The sequence below is a fragment of the Streptomyces sp. NPDC007896 genome, from assembly GCF_042959425.1.
Taxonomy (GTDB): domain Bacteria; phylum Actinomycetota; class Actinomycetes; order Streptomycetales; family Streptomycetaceae; genus Streptomyces.
The window spans coordinates 17465-37381 of sequence record NZ_JBIBKX010000009.1 but is presented as its reverse complement, the minus strand read 5'-3'; the positions used below and the strand labels follow the sequence as shown (position 1 = coordinate 37381).

The following is a 19917-nucleotide window of genomic DNA, read 5'->3' as shown; positions in this document are numbered from 1 at the left end:
GAGTCGTGTCCTACCGGCTCGAGGCGCGGCCAACCGCCCCCGCTACGTCCTACTTCTCCTCCGGCTCCCAGGCGCGGAGCAGGTCGAGCAGCCCTGCGTCTCCGTCAACGTGCAAGGAGTCGGCCTGGATCCGGTCGTACAGGTAGAGGACCAGCTCACTGGCCGTGCCGTGGACGGAGGCGCCGGCTGCGTCCGAGTCCTCGCCGGTCGCGGCGGTGGGCGCGGGGATGCGGGTGGTGCGTGCGCCGTCGCCGTCGACGGTGAGGCGCCAGGAGCGGCCCTCGGCGGCGTGGAAGTCGAAGGCCGTGGGCTTGTGCGGCCAGGCACTCGGCGTTGCGCAGACGGTGAACAGGAACTCCTCCACACCGTCGAGTGCCAGCTCGACCGGCAGCGGCTGCGGGGCGCCCCCGGCGAGCTGGGCGTCGTAGGTGTGCACCGCGGTCTCCTGGACCCGGTGCCGGGCGGTGCCGCCGGCGGTCTGCGGTGACTGCGACGCGGGCCACCACGTCCAGCAACCGCTCTCCGGTCCCGCCGCGCGCAGGGCGCCCAGCAGAAGCTGCGTCGACGCGTCCAGCCAGGCCAGCAGGGCCTCACGCTCCTGCGGCACTTCCAGCGCGGCGCGCGCGGCGACGGCCTCGGCCGGGGGAGCGTCGGCAGGCCCCGCGCCGACGATGGCGGCCCAGAAACGGTCTCCCCCACCCAGGTGCTTCACCAGATCGAACAGCGTCCACCCGGGGCAGGTCGGCACCTGCGCGTCGAGACCGGGCGCGGCGGCGACCACGGCGCGGAAGGCGGTCGACCGTTCATCGATCAGTCGCAACAGGTCGGGGAACTCAAGATTCTTTTCCACGCCGGATGTCTATCACCGTGCTCCGGTGATCGGACAGCGATTTTCACAGTCGCCGCCGGTTGGCCATTGCGGACGTCCTCGCCTCCCACCGCTCGGGTGACAAGCTGCGCACTGCTGCGAGGACGCTGGTGGTGGCGGTACGCCAGGCGTCGTGCCTGTGGGTGCTCTGGCCTCGCCGTGCGGCCTGGCACCTCGGCGACGTGACGTCCACCCGGTGCGCGCGGTCATGCTGCCGCTCGATGTGATGGACGCGGAGGTCACGACGGCGGGGGAGGACCGGTCGAGTCGGGAGTTCAGGTGACTCCCGTTCGACCAGCACTCCTCAAGTTCGGAACAACAACAGCCGCTCACCACCGCCCGTTCCCTGGATTCCATCGGGGGGCCGGGCCGTGTCAGACCGATGGGCGCTGGCCGGTCCAGACGGCGCTGAGACGGTCGAGTTCTACTTCAGCCTGGCGCAGGCCGAGGGCATAGGCCTCAGAGGCCGCCTGCGGATCCATGGCGTTGACCACCCGGCCTTCCTCCGAGCGGCCGAGCGGCTCGACCGTGGCAAGCCACCTGTCCGCGCCGACGGCGGCGAGTTCGCGGTCAGCGTTTTTACCCATCGCGGGGGGTATGCCAGGCACGTCGACGCCCAACGGGACGGAGGAGATGGCGATCATGCGGTCGGTCCGGGGTGCAGCAGCCGGGTTGAGGTGGTTGGCAATCCCGCCGTCGATGTAGCGGCGCCCCTTGAGGGTGACGGTCGGATAGATCATCGGAACGGCGCAACTTGACGCCACCGCGTTCTGCAGCGGCACACCGGACTCGGGGCCCCACACCACCAGTTCACCGGTTTCGGCGTCGACGGCGGTGCAGTGGTATGCGCTGGGCCAGGGCAGGTCGGCAAACGCTTCGTACAGGCCCAGGTATGCCCGCTCATCGATCGTCTTCGTTCCTTCGGCGGCCTTGGCGATCGAGTGCAGCCCCTGGACGGGACTGGTCTCGAGATCGGCGTGCCAGACCGCGGTCATGAAGTTCTTGAAGCCCGCAGCCAATTGCTCGGCGCCCACGAGTTCGGCCACGGCGGCCATTCTGGCCTGCACGGCCGTAACGTCGGTGCGGGAGGCCACCAGGGCCCCCACGACCGAACCGGCCGAGGTGCCGAGAATTACCTCGGCGTCGGCCAGGTCGAGCCCGGCTTCACGCAGGCCCGTGAGCAAACCCGTCTGCCAGGCGATGCCCACCAGGCCGCCGCCGCCCAGGACCAACGCACGCGTCGGTTCACCGTTTTGTGTCGTCATGGCATTCTCCAGTTTCGCGATCAAGAGGTCAGTTTGGTTGTGGGGGGAAGGTCATCCGGCGTTGCCAGCGGGTCGGCGGACGGCATCCGAAGACGTGCGGACTCGCTCGGCATTGCCCGGTCACTGGGCGAAAGCCTTGCTGTCGGCAGATCCCGCCTGTGGTGTCCCGGCAGGTTGCCGGTCCCGGCCGAGTGTGCCCAGGAACCGCACGGTGCGCTCGCGGTCCGTCTCCCCCGCGATTTCGGTCTGGGTGAATACCACGTCGGTGGCGCCGGCGTCGAAGTAGCGGCGCACCGCCGCGGCCAGGGTGTCCTCGTCGCCGATAACCGCCAGATCAGCGGCCCGTTCCGCGCCTTCCAGGGCGATCACCCGTTGGTAGGACGGAATTCGGTCGTAGAAGGCCATCTGCCGGACCGCGGCCGCCTGTGCCGACTCTGGGTCCGACGTCAGCGCGCCGGCCACGAAGGCCACGATGCGGGGCGCGGGACGGCCGGCTTCGGCCGCGGCCGAGGTCACAGCCGGGACGATCCGCTCACTGAGGGCTCTGGGCCCGGCGAGGTAGGGCAGGATGCCGTCGGCCAGTTCCCCGCTGACCCGCAGCGCCTGCGGCCCCATCGCGCCGATCAGGAGCGGCACCCGCGGATCGGCCCCGGGCAGGCCGACGGGCAGCGTCGGCGCGGTGCTGAGCAGTTCGCCGTGGAAGTCGGCGCCGCCGGTCTCCAGGAGGGTGCGCAGCGCGGTCAGGAACTCACGCAACCGGGCGATCGGCCGCTCGTAGGGGATACCGAAGGCCGTTTCGGTGAACGCCTTGCTTCCCAACGCGAGCCCGAGGTGGAAGCGGCCGTGGGTGGCGGCTTGGGACGTCTGCGCCTGACCGGCCACCAGAAGCGGGTGGCGGCCGAAGATCGGGATCGCGGAGGTGCCGACCTCGACGCCCGAGACCTCACGACCCACGATCCCGGCGAGGGCGGCCGCGTCGTAGCCGAACGGCTGGCCGAACCAGACCGACCGCAGACCGGCCTCCGCTGCCTCGCGGGCCTGGCGCGTGACGGCGTCGACGTAGTTGCCGGAGCGTGTGGCGGTGGTGGCGAGGACCACACCGATGCTCATACCATTGCCTTATTCTCGGAAGCCATCGTCTTCCGCTCGTGGGAAATCCGTACGACGGCGTCAATCGGGCCGCCCAAAGCCAACGCACGCTTCGGTTCAGCGTTTTGTGCAGTCATGACCTTCTCCAGTTCCGCAATCAAAATGGCCCAGTCAGCCGTGAAAGCGGCCGGACCGTCCGGAGTCGTCAGCGGAACGGCGGCCTGCCTCCGAAGACCTGAGGACTCGCTCCGAATGCCCGGTCGCTGGGCGAAAGCCTTGAGAACCCAGCGCACCCCATCGGCCGTCGCAGAGTTCGACGGCCTGGTGGACATGGCGAGGCACCCCGCCGTACGGACGCTCGGCTGTCCGCCGGGCAGGACTGCCGCGACTTCACCGGCTCCCGCCGGACACGGGGGGGCAGGCCACCGGTCGGCCGGTCCTGCTCAGCCCAGGGTGGTGATGCAGAACGGATGGCCGGCGGGGTCCAGCAGGACCCTCCAGAGATCAGGGTGAGGCTGAGTCGCCGCCTCGACAGCGCCGAGGGCGAGCAATCGTGCCTGGGCGGCGTCCAGGTCGTCGACGCCCAGTTCGAGATGGGCCTGCTTTTCCTGGACGGGGTCCGGCCAGGTGGGACGCTGGTAATTGGCCAACCGGTTGAAGCTCAGTCCGGTCTCGCCCTCCTTGCCGAGCAGGATGAAGTCGTCGCTGGAGAAGCGCACGGGCAGGCCGAGGACCTCGCCGTAGAAGCGAGCCAGTTCGGCGGGGTCCGGGCAGTCGAACGTGACGGACGCGTAGCGGATCGCCGGTGCGGACGTGGTTCCGGTGCTCATGGAAACGACACTAGGCCGGGATCAGGACAGGTTCTGTCCTGGTCATGGGCGATACTTCGAGATGTGATCAGTACCTCCGCCCGTCTGCTGCGACTGGTCTCGCTGCTGTCCTCGCGACCATCGTGGACCTGCGGCGAGCTGGCCGGTCGGATGGAGGTCACCGAACGCACCGTCCGCCGGGACATCGCCAGGCTGCGGGAGCTGGGCTACGGCGTCGAGTCCGAGCCCGGCCCTTGGGGCGGCTACCGCCTGGGGAGCGGTACCCGCATGCCGCCACTGATCCTCGACGACGAGGAGACACTCGCTGTGGCCGTCGCCCTCCGCGAGGCCGCATTCAGCGGCGTCCTCGGCAGCGACGAGGCATCGCTGTCCGCGCTGCTGAAACTGCGGCAGGGACTGCCCCCGCGGATCGCGGACCGGCTCGGCGAACTGGACGGCGCGTTCGCGTACACACTCAGGCACGACGAGCAGCAGATCGCGCCGGGCATGCTGCTCGAACTGGCCATCTTGTGCCGCCGGAGTGAGCGCACCCGCCTGTCCTACCGAGACCGGGAAGGAAAGGCCACGGTCCGCGACGTCGACCCGTACCGCCTCGTGCACACCGGGCGCCGCTGGTACTTCGTCGCCCGGGACGTGGCGCGCGACCAGTGGCGGACGTTCCGGGCCGACCGGGTGGCGCACGCACAACCGACGGGGCAGGTGGTGGAACTCGTCGACCCACCCGACCCGGCGGTCCTCGTCTCACGCAGCATCGGCGGCGGCACCTACCCGCTTTCCGCGAGGGTCCGCCTACCGTTGCCGTTGGACGCAGCACTGCGACTGGTCCGGCCCATAGTCGGCATCCACCATCCGGACGGCCTCGAGGGCACCATCGTCGAGATCGGCGGCAACGACGCCGACGAGCTCGCCGCATACCTGCTCAGCCTGGGCACCCCGCTACAAGTGCTGTCCCCGGACGACGTGAGGCAGGCACTCCTGCACCGCACCCGAGAACTGTTCGAGGACAACGGGGGCAATCTGCCCTCGTAAAGGATCACGCCGAGCGCGAGCGCCGATCTCAACCGGCGCCGGAAGCGTCTACGGGGGCTTTTTTCTGTTCGCCGTTGCTGCTCGGCGGCGCGTGTCATCCGAGGTCGCGTCCGGAACATGATCGGACGAGCGAAAGCGCCTTCTGAGCTGCAACGATGAGGCTTGTCTAGTCGTACCAGCAGGAGGGCACTTTCTGCGTGCAGATCATCTAGTTAGTTGTTCGGGGGAAGGGCCGGAGAGGCGAGGCTGTCTCTGACCTGGGACGATGAACTTGTCTTGGGCCCTGGACGTGGGTTGGGGAGACGCACCCCTCAGGTGAGGAAGCGTATCGGGTTGCTCGCCGTTCAGGGCGACGGCTATGTCTGCTGTCCGGGCGGCGGTCCGGCGACCTCCGGGTCCAGATAGTCGGGACCGGGCAGACCTTTGCGGCGCATTGCGATCCCGGTCAGCGCCTCGAAGATGGCTCGGCGAGCGTTCATGGTGGTGGTGTAGCCGGGATCGAGGTGGGGTGCGACCTCGACGATGTCCATGCCCACAACGGGCGTCTCGTGACAGATGCGTCGGATGGCCGGCAGCAGTTCGCGGTTGGTCAGGCCGGGAGGCTCCGGGGTGCCGGTGCCCGGCGCGAAGGCCGGGTCCAGCACGTCGATGTCCAGCGACACGAAAAGATGTTCCGGCCCGTCCAGCGCCTCGTCGATGGCCTGTTGGAGGACCACGTCGAATCCGCGTCGGTCGATCTCGGCCATGAAGTGCGCGCGCAGTCCGTGCTCGCGCATCCAGTCGAACAGTTCGTCGTCAGGCGCGATCGCGCTGCGCAGGCCGATCTGGATGAAGTTGCGCCCGGGGACATGCTCGTCCTCGATCAGCCGGCGGATCGGTGTGGCGTGCGAGGTGAGATGGCCGAACAGGTCGTGGGAGCAGTCCGGATGGGCATCGAAGTGGATCACGCCGACCTTGCCCGCCCCGTACACGTCGGCCATAGCCGCGGCGTCCGGCCACAGGATCGAGTGGTCCCCGCCGAGCACGATCGGGATCGCGCCCGTTCCGGCGATCTCGCGGACCAGAGCACGGATCGGTTCCATGGAGTTGTCGATGCTGAACGGGTCCACGGCGGCATCGCCGTAGTCGACTACCGTCAACTCCTCGAACGGTTTGATGCGGGTGCTGGGATTGACCAGTATCTGCGGAGTGTTGGGCAGAATCCGCTCATCGGCCCTGATCGCACGTGGCCCGTAGGCCGCCCCCCGGTGCCCGGTGGACATGTCCACCGGCGCCCCGACGACTGCCACATCGACGTGGCCGGCACGCAGGTCGTCCGGATTGAGGCATAGCGGCAGCCCGAAGAACGTGGCGATCCCGGCGTAAGCCGGTACGAACGCATACCGCTGCAGGTTGATCGGCCCGGGCTCGCGCCTCGGGTCGGACGTACGGTCGAGTTCCCATTTCCAGGCATCCGGCGGTACACCCTCCATGAGCGGCTCCTTTCGATCCCGTCCGGACAGCCCTTTGGTACGGATGGCGCCGGGCCGGCCGCACACAGCCGTCACTCAACCCGACCTGCGGTGATTCGCCGCGAACCTTGGCGAGACAGACCGCAACAGTCAGTCGTTCGGACTGGTAATGGGGGTGGCGCATGGGCTCCCGACGGACACTCTCCACGCGTTCACCCCGTCGTGCGGGAATCAGGCGGACAGTGGCCGATGGCTGACGACACACGAGGAGGTGGGAAAGGGGTGCGCCGTGTGGGCTGGTTCTCCCTCCTCACCGCCCTACGAGCCCAGGAAAGCATCTGCCGTCGGACAGCTCCCGCGCGTTCACATGGCTGGGCGTCCGATGGGTGACCAGAAACGCGAAGAGCGCCCCTGACCTGCAGCGGTGGTACTTGTCTTGGGTTCAGGTCGTCACATGAGGCTGATCCCCGGGAGTGGACACGGGGTTTCATGCGACGAGTGACAGCGTATGTGACGTGATCAGTTGCTGTTCGAACTCGGCTGGTGTGAGGTAGCCGAGTGCGGAGTGCCGGCGGCGCCGGTTGTAGTACGACAGCCAGCGGAACAGCTCGAGTCGGGTCTGTGTCTTCGAGGTCCAGCGGCGGCCATGGAGCAACTCGCGCTTGAGGCCTTGGAAGAACGACTCGGCGAGGGCATTGTCATAGCTTGAGCCGACCCGGCCCATGCTGCGGCGGATGCCGTGCCGGCGGCGGACCTCGGCGAAGGCGGCCGCGCTGTACTGGGCGCTCCTGTCGGTGTGGAACACGACGCCGTGGACCCGGCCACCGCGGGCGGCCACAGCCATTTCGATCGCGTCGGTGACCAGGGAGGTGCGCATGTGGTCGGCGATCGACCAGCCCACCAACTTTCTCGAGCAGATGTCGATCACCGTTGCGAGGTAGAGCCACGTCGCGCCGACGGCTATGTATGTGATGTCGCCGCACCACCTGGTGTTCAGCGTGTCCGCGGTGAAGTCGCGCATCACCAGGTCCGGCGTGGGCGGCGCGGCCCTGTCCGCGATCGTCGTCCGCTTCTTCTTCCGCAGGTGACGGCCAACGATGTGGTTGATCCGCATCAGCCGGGTGACGCGCTTGCGGTTGATCCTGCGCCCTCTCGCACGCAGTTCAGCATGGACGCGCGGGGCGCCGTAGGCGCCCTGGTGTTCGGCGTGGATGGCGCGGATCTCGCTCACGGTCCGCTTCTCCTCGGCCTGGCGCTCGGTGCGGACCTGCTCGGTGGCCAGGTGCCGGTAGTAGCCGGCGCGGGACGCCCCAAGCACCCGGCAGATCCGCTTGACGCCGAAGTCGGCGCGGTTGTCGGAGATGAAGTCCCAGCGGTGGGGGCTCACTTCACCTCCCGGGCGAAATAAGCAGCAGCCCGACGCAGGATCTCGCGCTCCAGCCGCCACTCCTGCTCGGCCTTGAGTAGCCGAGCGTTCTCCGCTCGCAGCCGGGCCAGCTCCTCGGCCGTGTTCACGCTGCCATCGCGGCCCTCGGGCACGGCCCCGGCCTCGTCCTTGCGCACCCACGTCCGAAGCGACTCTGCGGTGATGCCGAGATCCGCCGCTACCGCCGCGTACGTCCGCTGCCCGGCCGCGGCGCGGTAGAGCGCGACAGCGTCCTTCCTGAACTCCTCCGGATACGGAGACTTGCGTCCCACCTGGACATCCCTCCCTGGACCATCAAGATCCATTGTCAGGGTGTCCACTCCAAAGGATCAGCCTCAGTGATCTCGGGTAACTGACAGTTCGAGGCCGTGGAAGAAGTGGTCCTCCGGCTGGAGGAGTTCCTGTTCCCGTCGATCGCGGACGTGGCGGTGGTGGCGGTGGACATGGAAAACGAGACGGTGCGGGTCGAGGCCCGCAGTACGGCATCTGGTTCGGAGTGTCCGGGCTGCCGGAATTGGTCGAGTCGCGTTCATAGCTCCTACCTGCGGTTTCCGGCGGATGTGCCAAGCGCAGGGCTGCGGGTGGTGCTGTGTCTGCGGGTCCGCCGGTTTGGCTGCCGGGTCGCTTCGTGTTCGCGGCAGACGTTCGTTGAGCAGGTGCCGGGGTTGACCCGGCGGTACGGCCGGTGGACCGAGCGTCTGCGTTCGGCGCTGGCGGCGGTCGGTCTCGCCCTTGCTGGTCGGGCGGGCGCCAGGATGGCTGGTGTGTTCGGGGTGACCGTCAGCCGCAGCACCGTGCTGCGACTGATCGAAGCGCTGCCCGAACCGGAAGTACCGACCCCGCGGGTGGTCGGCGTCGATGAATACGCCACGCGCAAGGGCCGCCACTACGGCACCGTGCTGGTCGACGTCGAGACGCGACGGCCGGTTGACCTGCTGCCGGACCGGGAGGCATCGAGCCTGGCCGCCTGGCTGGCCGAGAGGCCAGGGATCGAGGTCGTCTGCAGGGACCGAGCCCCGTTCTTTGCCGAAGGTGCCACCGCTGGGGCACCTCAAGCGGTGCAAGTCGCGGACCGCTGGCACCTATGGCACAACCTCAGCGAAGCCGCTGAACGGTGTGTCGCCGACCATCGGGAGTGCCTGCGTGGCACTGCGCCCGAGCCGCCCCGGCAGGTCAAGGAACCGGAAGAACCGGCCGACCCTACTGGCTCACCGTGGCCGGCGGGCCACCGGTTCGCCGACAGAACCCGGGCCAACCACGCCGCTGTCCACGCTTTGCTGGCCGCCGGCCACAGCCGCCGCGCGATCCAACGCCAGCTCGGCATGACCTACCGCACGGTCAAACTCCTCGCCGACGCCACTACCCCGGAGGACCTCTTTCACGGCCAGTGGCAAGGCCGCCCCTCCGTCCTCGACGAGTACAGGCCCTACCTGGACGACCGCTGGAACCAGGGCTGCACCAACGCCTGGAAGGCATGGGAGGAGATCGTGCCACTCGGCTACACCGGCAGCTACCAGCGAGTTCGCGCCTACTTCCGCACCAAGCGCCTCTCGGCCGACCCGGTCACCGCACCCCCGCCCTCACCCCGCACGGTCGCCGGCTGGATCCTCCGGCACCCCGAGTTCCTCTCCGAGGGCGAACAGCTCCGGATGAAGGCCGTCTTGGCCCACTGCCCCGAACTGGAAGCCCTCACCAGACACGTCCGTTCGTTCGCTCAGATCCTCACCGAGCGACAGGGCCAACGGCTGCCCGAGTGGCTCGATGCCGTCCGCCAAGATGATCTGCCCGGTCTCCACACCCTCGCCGCAGGCATCGACCGCGACCGTGACGCCGTCGTCGCCGGCCTCACCCTGCCCTGGAGCTCCGGAGTCGTGGAAGGGCACGTCAACCGCATCAAGATGTTCAAGCGCCAGATGTTCGGCCGCGCCGGCTTCAACCTCCTCCGGAAGCGCGTTCTCTTGGCGTGATGAGCCCCGGGAGAAATTGCAAAGCGGGCTGAACCGCCCCAGGCGAGAATGACGCGGTGTTGATCGTGAATGCCGTCCTGGAAACCCCAGACACCGTTGACTTCTCTTTCTGGCCGGTGGCTGACCTGCCTCCGTACCAGTTCATGGCTCTGTCGAGCAGTATGTCCCCGCTCGAAGTCGGCAGCGCGCTGGCCATGCTGGCTGACTACAACTCGCGGACAGGTGACGACGATCGCCCTTTGATGGACGCCAGCGAGGCGATTTGCCGCCTGCTGGAGACAGACAAAGTCATCGCACCGGGAGGGCTGCGCGTCCACGACACCCGTACCAACGTCACCGTCCAGCCAGGATGTTGTTGTGGGCTGGAGGACTGGCGCGAGTGGCTCGGCGTCGCAGACGGAGAGACCCTGTGGCTCGGCCATGACCCTTCACCAAGGCTTGAGCATGCCGATGAGGTCGTGCAGCTGTGGCCGGACAGCGTAGACGCTCAAGAAAGTTCTTCCGGGCAGCCCATCGAGATCGTGGTGGGTGACCTACCGCGGATCCTGCATACCGTGCAGGAGGGACTGCAAGGCTTTCTCTCTCTGACCAAGCAGTGGGCCACTCTCCATGTTCCGACTCTCGCCGAGGACCTGGCAGCCAGACTCGACGAAGATCTGGCCATCAGTGCACCACTGCCGGGTACCAGTGGCCAACACGCACCGTAACCGATCACGAAATCTGTGCCAGAGCCCGAGAACGGACGGCACTTGCTCGCCGTTTTGGGAAGCGGGCGGCGACGAGGTGCGAATCGAACGTTCACGAGTTTCGACAGCGCCTGCACCGGGGGGCTCGGGCACTGGCTGGCGCCCGAAGGACGGCAGCTGACCGCCCGGCTGCCCCCTCGGGCATCTACCACCGGGCGGGGGTTCAGAGGTCCCTTCGCATGAGAACGCACATCGTCTCGTGGCGACGGATCAACCCGTCAGGTCCTTCCTCGTCCCAGGCATCCGGCTCGCGGCCGTACGCGACGTAGCCCAAGCGCTCGTACAGGGCGCGGGCCCGAGGGTTGTCCTCCTCCACGGCGAGTTCGGCCCTGCGCAGGCCGCGGTTCCTGATCCTCTGTTGGGCGGCTCGGATCAGCAGCGTTCCCAGGCCGCGGGACTGGAGTGCCGGGAGTACGGCGAGCTGCCACAAGGTTCCGGCTTTCTCGCGAACCTGGTAGTCGATGCCGCCGATCGCCACCGGCAGGTCCACCGCGGTGCATACAGCCAGGTAGTCCACCTCGCCGGCCGCAGCGCGCGCCAACTCTCGCTCTACTTGGCGCAGGTGGGTGGCCGAGCCCGACCAGGTGCATGCGGGCAGGTCTGGGGGCAGTAGGTCGCGCACGCTGACGGGCATGACGATGGTGGCATCGGTGGAGTCGTGTGCAGTGATCACAGCTGTGAGCATGCCGACCGACGCGATGGCATGGCAATGCCTTTCTCCTGCCTGGGACCGCGCGCGGCGCCGACCTGGCCCGCGGCGGCGTGCTGCCACTTCTCGTGAACATCGAGCATGACGTGCCTTGAGCGCCTCCCGAAGCGCTGAACAAGTGCTGTCAAAGCTGGGGCTCTGGCTCAGGTTCTGTGAAACTCGCAGGCCGTGACCGAGATCCATGGCCGGGCCCAAACTCTGTGGGGGTCCCGTCTGGCATGTGGCATGGTCTGATCCCATGGGGTGCACCTTCTGTCGGCTCATCCGTGAAGACACCGGGCGCTGGGTTGCTCGCAGGCCCATGGCCTGCGCCTTCGCTCCGCTGAACCCGCTCGCGCCAGGCCACACCCTGGTGATTCCGACATCGCACTACGCGGACCTCTTCGACGCTTCACCCGACGTGCTGGCCGGAACAATGGCGCTGGTCAAGCAAGTCGCCATGGCGATGCGGACCGGCCTGAACGCCTCGGGCGTGAACATCCTGAGCGCCAGCGGCCCGGGGTCGGAACAGTCAGTGCCCCACCTGCACTTCCACGTCGTTCCGCGGTGGGTGGACGACGGAATCTCGACCTGGCCGACCGGGCGGTCCGGGCACCACCTCAGTGGCGATCCCGTCGCGGAGCTTGCGGACGCCCTGGCATCCGGACAGCACCACAGAACTTGAGCCAGAGCCAAAGCTGGTGAACAAAGCCACCCGGGCGAGCTCCTTCGGCGCCATCCGGGCCGTCGGCGTTCCGGCCGCAGTCTGCCAGTACGGGTGTCCGGCGGTACGCCGGGACAGCTCCTGCAGGCGTCGCCGGTGAGCGGCGGTGCCGTGCGCGGACGAGGTGTCGGCGAGCTCCTGGTACGTGGCGTACCAGGCGGTCTGAGCCTCCACGAGTTCACTGGGGAAAGCGTTGGCGTCCATACCATCGATTAGAGCGCATGTTCGATTTTCTGGCAAAGTGTCCTGTCTCTGTGATGTCCGGGCAGTCTCGGAGATCTCCGGGCATCTGAGTTGACGTCTCACCGATTCGCGGGACCAGCCGCGTCTGGCTCACGAAGACTGTGAAGTCGTCTGCGGCGGAGATCGAGTATCGGCTCGGCAACCCCGAACGCGTCCCCGCACTCATCGCCAACTGGGCCAGCGCAGTCGCGACGGAACTATGCGCACAGAGCTCAGCGTCCATCCCTGACGTACAAGATCACGGATGACGACGGAGACCCGGGACATGACAGACACAGCCACTCGATACCTCTACCTCGCCCGGCACGGTGAAGCGTCAGCAGATGAGACGACCCTGACGGAGAGCGGCTGGCGCCAGGCCGTTCTCCTCGGTGAACGGCTCCGGAACACCCCGCTTTCGGCGATCTACCACGGGCCGCTGTCCCGGGCGCAGCAGACGGCCCAGCTGATCAGCGCACAACTTGACGCCGTCCCACTGCACCAGTCGGAACTGGCCGGCGACTACATCCCCTACCTGCCTGCGAAGGAGGAGCTTCCGCCGGATTCGGCCGACGCCATGCTCAACTTCCTCGCTCAGGTTCCCGAAGAAGAGCGCAACCGTGGTCCTGCACTGGCCCGGGAGGCACTCGCAGAATTCACAGGCCCGGTCGACGGCGATCGCCCCCGCCATGAACTGGTCGTCACCCACAACTTCCTCATCGGATGGCTGATCCGAGCCGCCCTCGACGCGCCCGAGTGGCGCTGGATGGGCCTCAACCACGGCAACGCGGCCCTGACGGCCATCCGATACGCACCCGGCAGGCCGTCCTCCGTGCTGTTCCACAACGACATGCGGCACCTGCCCGCAGAACTGCGCTGGACCGGCTTCCCACCCGAACTCCACATCTGACGAAGAAGGCCGCTTGCCCGGACTTGAGTGAGACGACCTTGCGAAACCCGTCTCACTCAAGTCCGGGCACCGCAGGTCAGGGGCCCGCTCCACCCGGACTTATCTGAGAGCGGACAGGGCGCAGGCACCGGGAGGAACCGTTGGCAAGGTCGGACGACGCTGCGGCCATGCTGTCCGAGCGGGAAAACACCGAGGTCCTGAACCAGGTCATCCTGCCGTCGGCGACGCGCCGGGCGGTGCGCCAGCCCCGTCCGGTCGTGGTCGTCGTAGCCGGACAGCCCGGGGCAGGAAAGACCTGGATCGCCGACCTCGTGCAGGCGGTGCTGGACCACCGCGGCGGTGCCGTGCGCGTCGGCCGCGACCTGTACAAGCCCGCGCACCGGCACTACCCCGCCCTCCTGGCCGCCGACGTCCGTACGGTCGGAGCCCTGGTCCGCCCCGACACCGCGCACACTCCAGCAGCAGATCGACTCGACCATCGCCCAATACGGCGGAACACAGATCAGCCCTTACGAGATCTCCTGGGACAACGGAGACGTCATCATGGCCTTCCCCCTCCCAGGAGAGGAGACGGCTCCGCCTTCGAGCGCCGCCGCGCAGGAATTGCAGCACCCGCCGCCTGATCAGCCAGCTCAACCGCCTCGGCTACCAGGTCAACCTCCAACCCGTGGAAGCCACATGAACGCTCCTGACCGGCACAGACGGGGGATTTTCGTATCAGCAGCCGACGGCCCGTCAGAGGCCGTCGGCGTGCCAACGCATTGGGTCTACTTCTGTCTGCTTCTGCCGCATGTCATTTGACCGGGGGAATTGGGCAAAGCTGATGGTGCGAGTGTCGCGCCAGGATCATCCGACAGATTCGGCGCTGAGATAGGTGCGGTAGTCGATCACGGCGGGGATCCGAACGTTCAGCTTGCCCGCAGTCTCGGTCAATGTCTCCTCCAACCCCAGCACTTGGCCCGACCGGGCCTCTACGATGAAGGTGTAGCGGGTGGGCAGGCCACTGCCTGCAGAGGTTGCAGAGAAGGCTTCTCCTTGTCGGCCAGCGCGGTCCACGACCTCCCCGTCGAAGGTGAGGCCCGGCAGCTGTCCGATGACCTGCAGCAATGCGGCGCGCTGCTGTGGCCCCAGAATCTGCCTCTGTAGCAGGTCACCTGCAGCCTGAGCGGCACCCATCGGGTCGGACAGCGAGACGTTGGACCTGGATTGAAGCCACGCCCTGAAATCCTTCGGTTTTTCCGGAATGACGCCGCTCAGCCTGGATCCACCCAGTGAGTGAGTCTCTGACCGGCCCTGGATAGTCTGCTGCTCGGTGCCCGTGCCGTCCGCGTGAACCGTCACCACATAGTCCTGGGGCACGAGGGTCGACTCCGCATCGCCGCCGGTGTCCTCGCGGGTGAACAGCGACCAGCTCTTCCAGTGAATCCTCCCGCTTGCGGGTGCAGGGCTCGGGGGCCGACCGTTAGCGGCTTGCTTCTCGATCTGCTGTAGAAGCACCGCGGCCGACGCAGCCTTCGCGGCCTGCGAATAGCGCAACGGTGGTGGTGTGGCGGCGTAGGCAGAAGTCGAAGAGTTCGTGAGGCCGAAGCCGAAGACCACAGTGCCGATCGTCGCGGCAGCGATGGCGATGCCTGCCACCGCGATCCTCAGCGGCCGGCGACGTAAGCCGACACGGCGGACTGACCCTTGTGATGGCAACGGGGCGGACGAGAGAATCTGCTGTAGATCCGCATTGGCACGCTGTGCGTCAACAACGCAATTCTCCGCGGGATCAGCCGGAGCCATCGTCCCTCGAATCTGCGCAGTCAGTCTCATGTTCTGACCTCCGGTTTCGTCTCTCCGAGAAGGGCCCGATCGGTGGCCTCTTCTTGCAACAGCTGGTTTTCAAGGCGACGTCGAGCCCGGTGCAACCGAACAGAGCACACGGCAGCGCTACAGCCGAGTACACGGGCCGCCTCGCCAACTCCTAACCTCTCCCAGCCGATCAGGGCCAGAAGTTCACGATCTTCTGCGCTCAATCGAAGCCACGCTCGCTGGACCGAGTTCGCCTGGGCCACTTGATCGCCCACGTCCCGGACCAGTGCCACCCGAGACGCCTCACTGGCCTGCCGAACCAAGAGACGACCCGCCCGCTCAGACGACCGCAGATGGTTGGCCACGGCTTTTCGGGCCACTCCGTACAGCCATGGCAGGACCTTGGGCGGTATTTCATTCATCCGCCGCCAGGCGACGGCGAAGACCTCCGCTGCGATATCCGGTGCCTCGTCCGCGCCTACGCGCCGATACGCGTATCGCAGTACAGCGTCGTAGTGGGTCGCATACAGCACTCTGAACGCCTCCGAGTCCGGCACAGGCACTCCTCTAAGTGGGTCATGTCTTCTTCTTGTCCGGCTGGCTACTGCTTCTTACAAGGTGGTGCTGTCGGATGTGGGCCAGTGTCCCCAGTCGGAGCGTTGGACGATGTGGGGATCGGGCTGCACGAGGGGCGGTGAAGTCGCCAGCGATCCAGATGAGGTCGTGCTCCTCCTTGTGCAACACCACTGCGTTTAAGGGAGCTTTCGGTGATCGAACACGACGACTTGACAGGGAAGACGACGCCTTGGACGACGTGATCTGGTCCTGCACCACCAGCAATCCCCGGATCGCGCACGCGCTGCTCACCGAGATCCAGACCGGTGACCTGCTGCACGTCTCCGGCGTCCTCACCCAACCCGACAACCCGGCGGAGCCCGCCCGGCTCACCGTCGACGACCTGGAAGTGCTGGCCACCGCACCGGCCCGGGCCCTGCAGGAGATGGTCCTCGACAGGTACGGCGACTACGTCGTGGTGTTCGACGCAGACACCAATACGGTCCCGGTCTTCACCGCACGCGGGCAGTGGGTCGGCACGGCAGACTGCCCCGACGCCATCGGCACGCTGATTGAGATCCACGAGCGCGTGAACGGCGGCGACGGGTGATGGACACGACCACCGCACAGCCCCGCACCGTCCTGGAGCGGTTCCCCGCCGGAGCTCCCCGCGGCTCGTGGCCGGCGGAAGAGTTCGCCACCGGCCAGCGCGACCAGGGCATCGACGCCCACGTCGTGATGGACCTCAAGAGCGACCAGTTCCTCGTGGTCACCGACACCCTCTAACCCTCCCCCTCAACCCCGAGCGCCGCGCCCCGCCTCCCCGGCCGGGCGCGGCGCTCTCTCGTCTGCGACAAGGAGCAGCACCCATGGCACGCATCAGAAGCTGTGTCAGAACCGATGATCTGTGACGCTCTGTGACTCGTGTACCGGTTGGTCGATCTGGGTGCTGCGGGCCGCAACAGGGGCCGGAATTAGCCATGTTGGCTCAGAGTCTGGTGATGTTGGTGGTGCAAGGTGGAGTCTGGACGGCATCGCCGGGCCGGGGTTCCGCAGCCGACGCAGGACGCCGACGCTTCGGCCCGCGCCGGGTGGTGCGCCATGGCCCCAATGGTGGAGATGGTCGGGAAGGTCACGCGGAGCCGTTACGACGAGCTGGTGACCGAGTCTCTGGACATGGTGGAGGAGGACACCCGCTGCCAATTCGCGCTCGGAGACGCAGCTCTGGAGCTGGAGCCACTTCGTGGGCACGGCGGTCACCTGCCGCTCGACGAGGGTGACCAGGGTGTGGAGGAGTCGCTGCGGTTATTCGCCGACGAGATCGGGCTGTCCTTCTATACCGTCCGCACACACCGGTGGGTGGCCGCGCAGTGGCCCGCCGAACACCGGCAGACGGGGGTCTCCTACGAGGTGCACCGGATCCTGGCCTCCGCGCCGGACCGGTTCGAGCTGATCGGGAACCCGCCGCTGAGTGAGCGCACCGGCCGGCGCCGGTGGAGTGCGGAGGTGGCGAAGAAGGTGGTGGGCTGGAAGACCGAAGAGATACAGGTCCCGGTCACGGCCCAGGAGAAGGTCGAAGCGATCCGGGAACTGGCGCGCGATGACGAGGCGGTGGCGGCGCAGGTGGCCACCGACTTCCTGCGCCGGCCGGAGGTGGCGTTCAAGGCCATGCGCGATGCCGAGGCCCGGGAGAACGTGAACGAGGCCCAGTTCGAGCAGGCCGGGCTCGACGACGAGTTCGACGAGGAGTACGAGGAAGCCTTCGCCGAGGAGGGCGAGCCGTTCGAGGACCCGGCCCGCATCGTTCACAGCTGGCGGAAGTCGATGGAGTTCAACGACCTGATCGCCGTGTGTCAGGGGTTCATCGCCGGGGCCGCGCGGCTGGTTCCGAAGCTGCGGGGGCACGAGTTCACGGACACCCAGACGAAGGTGTTGGAAAACCACCTGGAGAAGATCCGCGCGACGGCCGACTGGATCGAGACCGCGGCGGCGACCGGTCAGGTCGATCTGGACGAACAGCTCGCCCAGCTGCTGCGGGGCCAGTAGCCATGGGGGCGGGTCTGCCCGCCCACGTCCACGGCCAGGCGGTACGCAAGGCTCTGCAGGAGGCGCGGCCGACGGGGCTGACGCTCCCGCAGCTGTGCCGGGCGACCAAGCGCACGCCGTCGCAGGTCTGGGCGGGATTGAGGTTCCTGCGGAAGGTTGCGGTCAAGGAAGGGCTTCCTCCGGTGACCTACAGCAGACGGGACGGTTTTCAGATGTCGGAGGAGAGCGAGGTCTGGATCTCCTACGAGCGGGCGATCTTCCAGGCGGAACTGCATCGGGCACCAACTTCATCACCGGGATCATTGCCCCGCACGCCAAGAAGGCCCCGGACGACGAATGGATCCGCCTGGTCCTGGACCAGCTCGGCGGAGTCAAAGCCACCCTGGAAGTCCTCACCCGCATGGAACGCTGATGACCAGCATCAACGAGACCCGGCCGCCGGCCGTGCGCAAGCGGCGCTACCCCAGCGACACCATGGACGCCGAATGGGCCGTCCTCGAACCGCTGCTGCCCGTCCCCGCCTGCGCGTTACCGACGGGCGGGCGCCCGGAGAAGCACCCGCGCCGCAACGTCGTCGACGCCATCCGGTACGTCAATGACAATGGCTGCAAGTGGAGGGCCGTTCCCGTCGACTTCGGGATCCCCTGGCGCACGGTCTACGGCTTTTTTCAAAGGTGGCGGGCGAGCGGGGACCTGGCCCGCATCCATGCCGAGCTGCACCAGATGGTCCGTGTTCACGACGGCCTCAATCCCCGCACCGTCGCGGTGATCCTGGACTCCCAGTCCGTCAAGGGCGCAGAGACGGTGGGCCAGGACACCCGCGGCTTCGACGGAGGGAAGCTGATCAATGGCAGGAAGCGGCACCTGGCCGTCGACATGCGCGGCATGGCTCTGGCCGTCATGGTCACCAAGGCCTCGCCGCACGACAGTATCCCCGCCCGTGACCAGCTGTTCCGCCTGCGTCTGACTCATCCCGAACTCGCTGTCGCCTGGGCGGACTCCGCATACGGCGGAACCCTCGTCGACTGGTCCCACTCCTTCCTCGGCATCACGCTCAAGACGGTGCCCCGCCGCAAGGACCAGGACGGATTCGCCGTCCTCGCCAAGCGGTGGCGAGTTGAGCGGGCCATCTCGTGGATCACGAGAGCCCGGAGAAACGTTCGCGACTACGAGCGACTCGTCTCCCACAGCGAGGCCCACATCACCTGGACCTTCATCACCCTCATGGTCCGCCGCCTCACGCGCCCTCCCCGACCGCCGCGCACCTCACCCCACCCCGTCGAGCCCGTGAAGGAGGCCGGCAAGCTCAAGCCCATACGCCTCCGTACGCAGCCACAGGCGATCCGACTGGCCCTCACCACCTTGCGCTGATCCCGCGCAGGAAAGCCCACCGAAACGGAGGCACTGCGAGTGGGTCACGTCCCGTCGGCCGTGGCCGGAGTTGTTGGTATCACCCGTACACCGGCCTCACGCAGGGTCGTGCACGTCGCGTCGTCTTCCATTGCGTTGGTGATGAGCACATCCAGGTCTTCTGGACCGCAGATTTTCACCATGCCGGATCCTGGAAACTTGCTCTTGTCGGCTAGGAGGACCACCTTGTCGCTGGCCGCAATCATGGCGCGCCTGGCGGGCACCTCGGCCACGGTGGTGTCCATGACCTGGCCCCCGGGGCGGACACCGCAAGCACCCATGAAGAGCCAGTCGGCGTGGACGTGGCGAAGGTTGTCCTCGGCCATGAAGCCGTCCGACATGCGTGACTCACGGATGACCATGCCTCCGAGAAGCATCAGGTCGATGTTTTCGTCGTCTCGGAGTTCCTCATAAACTGCGAGGTTGTTGGTGATCACAGTGAGGCGACGACCGCGCAGTTGTAGCGCCAACCGGTGCACGGTGGTTCCGCTGTCGAGAATGATCGATTGGCCATCCTCGATCATTGTGGCCGCTTGGGCGGCGATCACGTCTTTCTCGTTCCCCCGAACTGCGGCGGCCTCAGTGAACGAGGGCTGATCCTCTTCGATCACGGCTCCGCCATGAACCCGGGTGAGCAGCCCGTCCACCTCCAGCTTGAGAAGGTCACGCCGGATGGTTGCCGCGCTGGCATCAAGCTGCTCGGCAAGATCAGTTACGGAGGCGGCACCGCCGGAGCGTAGGGCCTGCAGGATGAGTTGGTGTCGTCGTTCAGCCAGCACGCAACCGGACACTACACGCTGCTGGCGACGCCAACCTGCCGACTTCTAGCCGCAGTTGCAGACTGTAGGTGTTCCCACGCCAGAGTCACCTCTACTCTGGTCGCCCGCTCCTGGTGCG

The 19917-nt window shown here is 67.2% G+C and carries 20 protein-coding genes; 10 read left to right on the top strand and 10 right to left on the bottom strand.

Features of this window, described 5'->3' with window-relative positions; translation table 11 throughout:
- Positions 1–49: 49 nt before the first annotated feature.
- From ACFZDJ_RS27580 to ACFZDJ_RS27565, 4 genes are all read right to left on the bottom strand, one after another.
- Positions 50–850 (bottom strand): maleylpyruvate isomerase N-terminal domain-containing protein, encoded by an 801-nt coding sequence (locus ACFZDJ_RS27580; protein WP_391062638.1) that lies wholly within the window; start codon positions 848–850, stop codon positions 50–52.
- A 392-nt stretch (positions 851–1242) separates the two neighbouring features.
- Complete coding sequence (locus ACFZDJ_RS27575; RefSeq protein ID WP_391062635.1) at positions 1243–2157, bottom strand: patatin-like phospholipase family protein; 915 nt, start codon at positions 2155–2157, stop codon at positions 1243–1245.
- A 96-nt stretch (positions 2158–2253) separates the two neighbouring features.
- Positions 2254–3243, bottom strand: a complete 990-nt coding sequence (locus ACFZDJ_RS27570; RefSeq protein ID WP_391062631.1) for a TIGR03564 family F420-dependent LLM class oxidoreductase — start codon at positions 3241–3243, stop codon at positions 2254–2256.
- Between the two features lie 422 nt (positions 3244–3665).
- Positions 3666–4052, bottom strand: a complete 387-nt coding sequence (locus ACFZDJ_RS27565) for a VOC family protein (RefSeq protein ID WP_390941755.1) — start codon at positions 4050–4052, stop codon at positions 3666–3668.
- Between the two features lie 63 nt (positions 4053–4115).
- Between ACFZDJ_RS27565 and ACFZDJ_RS27560 the strand changes: the two genes are divergently transcribed.
- A complete protein-coding gene (locus tag ACFZDJ_RS27560) occupies positions 4116–5081 on the top strand; it encodes a WYL domain-containing protein (protein ID WP_391062629.1) in 966 nt (321 codons plus the stop codon).
- A gap of 356 nt (positions 5082–5437) precedes the next feature.
- Here ACFZDJ_RS27560 and ACFZDJ_RS27555 read toward each other — a convergent pair whose 3' ends face one another.
- Complete coding sequence (locus ACFZDJ_RS27555; RefSeq protein ID WP_391062626.1) at positions 5438–6553, bottom strand: arginase family protein; 1116 nt, start codon at positions 6551–6553, stop codon at positions 5438–5440.
- A 466-nt stretch (positions 6554–7019) separates the two neighbouring features.
- Positions 7020–8230, bottom strand: a protein-coding gene (locus ACFZDJ_RS27550; RefSeq protein WP_391062623.1) for an IS3 family transposase whose coding sequence is annotated in 2 segments (ribosomal slippage) — positions 7020–7984 and positions 7984–8230 — 1212 coding nt in all. Because the reading frame shifts where the segments join, the coding sequence is not laid out codon by codon here.
- Between the two features lie 150 nt (positions 8231–8380).
- On the opposite strand from ACFZDJ_RS27550, the gene ACFZDJ_RS27545 reads away from it, so the two are divergent.
- Positions 8381–9925 carry an ISL3 family transposase gene (locus tag ACFZDJ_RS27545; RefSeq protein ID WP_391062621.1) on the top strand — a complete coding sequence of 515 codons (1545 nt, stop codon included), beginning with the start codon at positions 8381–8383 and terminating at the stop codon, positions 9923–9925.
- A gap of 56 nt (positions 9926–9981) precedes the next feature.
- The gene (locus ACFZDJ_RS27540) at positions 9982–10632 is read left to right on the top strand and encodes a hypothetical protein (RefSeq protein ID WP_391062618.1); all 651 of its coding nucleotides are present in this window, start codon (positions 9982–9984) and stop codon (positions 10630–10632) included.
- A 202-nt stretch (positions 10633–10834) separates the two neighbouring features.
- Here ACFZDJ_RS27540 and ACFZDJ_RS27535 read toward each other — a convergent pair whose 3' ends face one another.
- Positions 10835–11356, bottom strand: coding sequence for a GNAT family N-acetyltransferase (locus ACFZDJ_RS27535; RefSeq protein ID WP_391062616.1), 522 nt, complete (start codon positions 11354–11356; stop codon positions 10835–10837).
- Positions 11357–11561: 205 nt separating this feature from the next.
- On the opposite strand from ACFZDJ_RS27535, the gene ACFZDJ_RS27530 reads away from it, so the two are divergent.
- The 3 genes from ACFZDJ_RS27530 to ACFZDJ_RS27520 all read left to right on the top strand — a co-directional run bounded on the left by ACFZDJ_RS27530 (position 11562) and on the right by ACFZDJ_RS27520 (position 13838).
- Positions 11562–12044: an HIT domain-containing protein gene (locus ACFZDJ_RS27530; protein WP_391062614.1), complete on the top strand. Its 483-nt coding sequence runs from the start codon at positions 11562–11564 to the stop codon at positions 12042–12044.
- Positions 12045–12591: 547 nt separating this feature from the next.
- Positions 12592–13215, top strand: coding sequence for a histidine phosphatase family protein (locus tag ACFZDJ_RS27525; protein ID WP_391062612.1), 624 nt, complete (start codon positions 12592–12594; stop codon positions 13213–13215).
- 167 nt (positions 13216–13382) lie between these two features.
- The gene (locus tag ACFZDJ_RS27520; protein WP_391062610.1) at positions 13383–13838 is read left to right on the top strand and encodes a zeta toxin family protein; all 456 of its coding nucleotides are present in this window, start codon (positions 13383–13385) and stop codon (positions 13836–13838) included.
- A 223-nt stretch (positions 13839–14061) separates the two neighbouring features.
- Here the strand turns inward: ACFZDJ_RS27520 and ACFZDJ_RS27515 are convergent, their stop codons facing one another.
- Both ACFZDJ_RS27515 and ACFZDJ_RS27510 read right to left on the bottom strand, forming a co-directional pair.
- Positions 14062–14853 carry a hypothetical protein gene (locus tag ACFZDJ_RS27515; protein ID WP_391062607.1) on the bottom strand — a complete coding sequence of 264 codons (792 nt, stop codon included), beginning with the start codon at positions 14851–14853 and terminating at the stop codon, positions 14062–14064.
- 173 nt (positions 14854–15026) lie between these two features.
- On the bottom strand, positions 15027–15542 hold the full coding sequence (locus ACFZDJ_RS27510; protein ID WP_391063353.1) for a sigma-70 family RNA polymerase sigma factor: 516 nt from the start codon (positions 15540–15542) through the stop codon (positions 15027–15029).
- A gap of 272 nt (positions 15543–15814) precedes the next feature.
- On the opposite strand from ACFZDJ_RS27510, the gene ACFZDJ_RS27505 reads away from it, so the two are divergent.
- From ACFZDJ_RS27505 to ACFZDJ_RS27490, 4 genes are all read left to right on the top strand, one after another.
- Complete coding sequence (locus ACFZDJ_RS27505) at positions 15815–16174, top strand: hypothetical protein (protein ID WP_391062605.1); 360 nt, start codon at positions 15815–15817, stop codon at positions 16172–16174.
- The gene (locus ACFZDJ_RS27500; RefSeq protein WP_391062602.1) at positions 16174–16350 is read left to right on the top strand and encodes a hypothetical protein; all 177 of its coding nucleotides are present in this window, start codon (positions 16174–16176) and stop codon (positions 16348–16350) included. The genes ACFZDJ_RS27505 and ACFZDJ_RS27500 overlap by 1 nt, the downstream gene beginning before the upstream one ends.
- A gap of 315 nt (positions 16351–16665) precedes the next feature.
- Entirely contained in the window at positions 16666–17610 is a 945-nt protein-coding gene (locus tag ACFZDJ_RS27495) for a DUF6192 family protein (protein WP_391062599.1), read from the top strand.
- A gap of 444 nt (positions 17611–18054) precedes the next feature.
- Positions 18055–18981, top strand: a complete 927-nt coding sequence (locus ACFZDJ_RS27490) for an IS5 family transposase (protein WP_391063350.1) — start codon at positions 18055–18057, stop codon at positions 18979–18981.
- Between the two features lie 44 nt (positions 18982–19025).
- Here the strand turns inward: ACFZDJ_RS27490 and ACFZDJ_RS27485 are convergent, their stop codons facing one another.
- Positions 19026–19799, bottom strand: coding sequence for a DeoR family transcriptional regulator (locus tag ACFZDJ_RS27485; protein ID WP_391062596.1), 774 nt, complete (start codon positions 19797–19799; stop codon positions 19026–19028).
- Between the last annotated feature and the right edge of the window lie 118 nt (positions 19800–19917).

What these genes read in the sequence shown, in the direction of transcription:
- ACFZDJ_RS27570 (WP_391062631.1), bottom strand. Translation starts at nt 3,243, where the DNA reads ATGAGCATCGGTGTGGTCCTCGCCACCACCGCCACACGCTCCGGCAAC.
- ACFZDJ_RS27565 (WP_390941755.1), bottom strand. Translation starts at nt 4,052, where the DNA reads ATGAGCACCGGAACCACGTCCGCACCGGCGATCCGCTACGCGTCCGTC.
- ACFZDJ_RS27555 (WP_391062626.1), bottom strand. Translation starts at nt 6,553, where the DNA reads ATGGAGGGTGTACCGCCGGATGCCTGGAAATGGGAACTCGACCGTACG.
- ACFZDJ_RS27535 (WP_391062616.1), bottom strand. Translation starts at nt 11,356, where the DNA reads ATGCTCACAGCTGTGATCACTGCACACGACTCCACCGATGCCACCATC.
- ACFZDJ_RS27530 (WP_391062614.1), top strand. Translation starts at nt 11,562, where the DNA reads ATGGCCGGGCCCAAACTCTGTGGGGGTCCCGTCTGGCATGTGGCATGG.
- ACFZDJ_RS27525 (WP_391062612.1), top strand. Translation starts at nt 12,592, where the DNA reads ATGACAGACACAGCCACTCGATACCTCTACCTCGCCCGGCACGGTGAA.
- ACFZDJ_RS27520 (WP_391062610.1), top strand. Translation starts at nt 13,383, where the DNA reads ATGCTGTCCGAGCGGGAAAACACCGAGGTCCTGAACCAGGTCATCCTG.
- ACFZDJ_RS27500 (WP_391062602.1), top strand. Translation starts at nt 16,174, where the DNA reads ATGGACACGACCACCGCACAGCCCCGCACCGTCCTGGAGCGGTTCCCC.
- ACFZDJ_RS27495 (WP_391062599.1), top strand. Translation starts at nt 16,666, where the DNA reads ATGGCCCCAATGGTGGAGATGGTCGGGAAGGTCACGCGGAGCCGTTAC.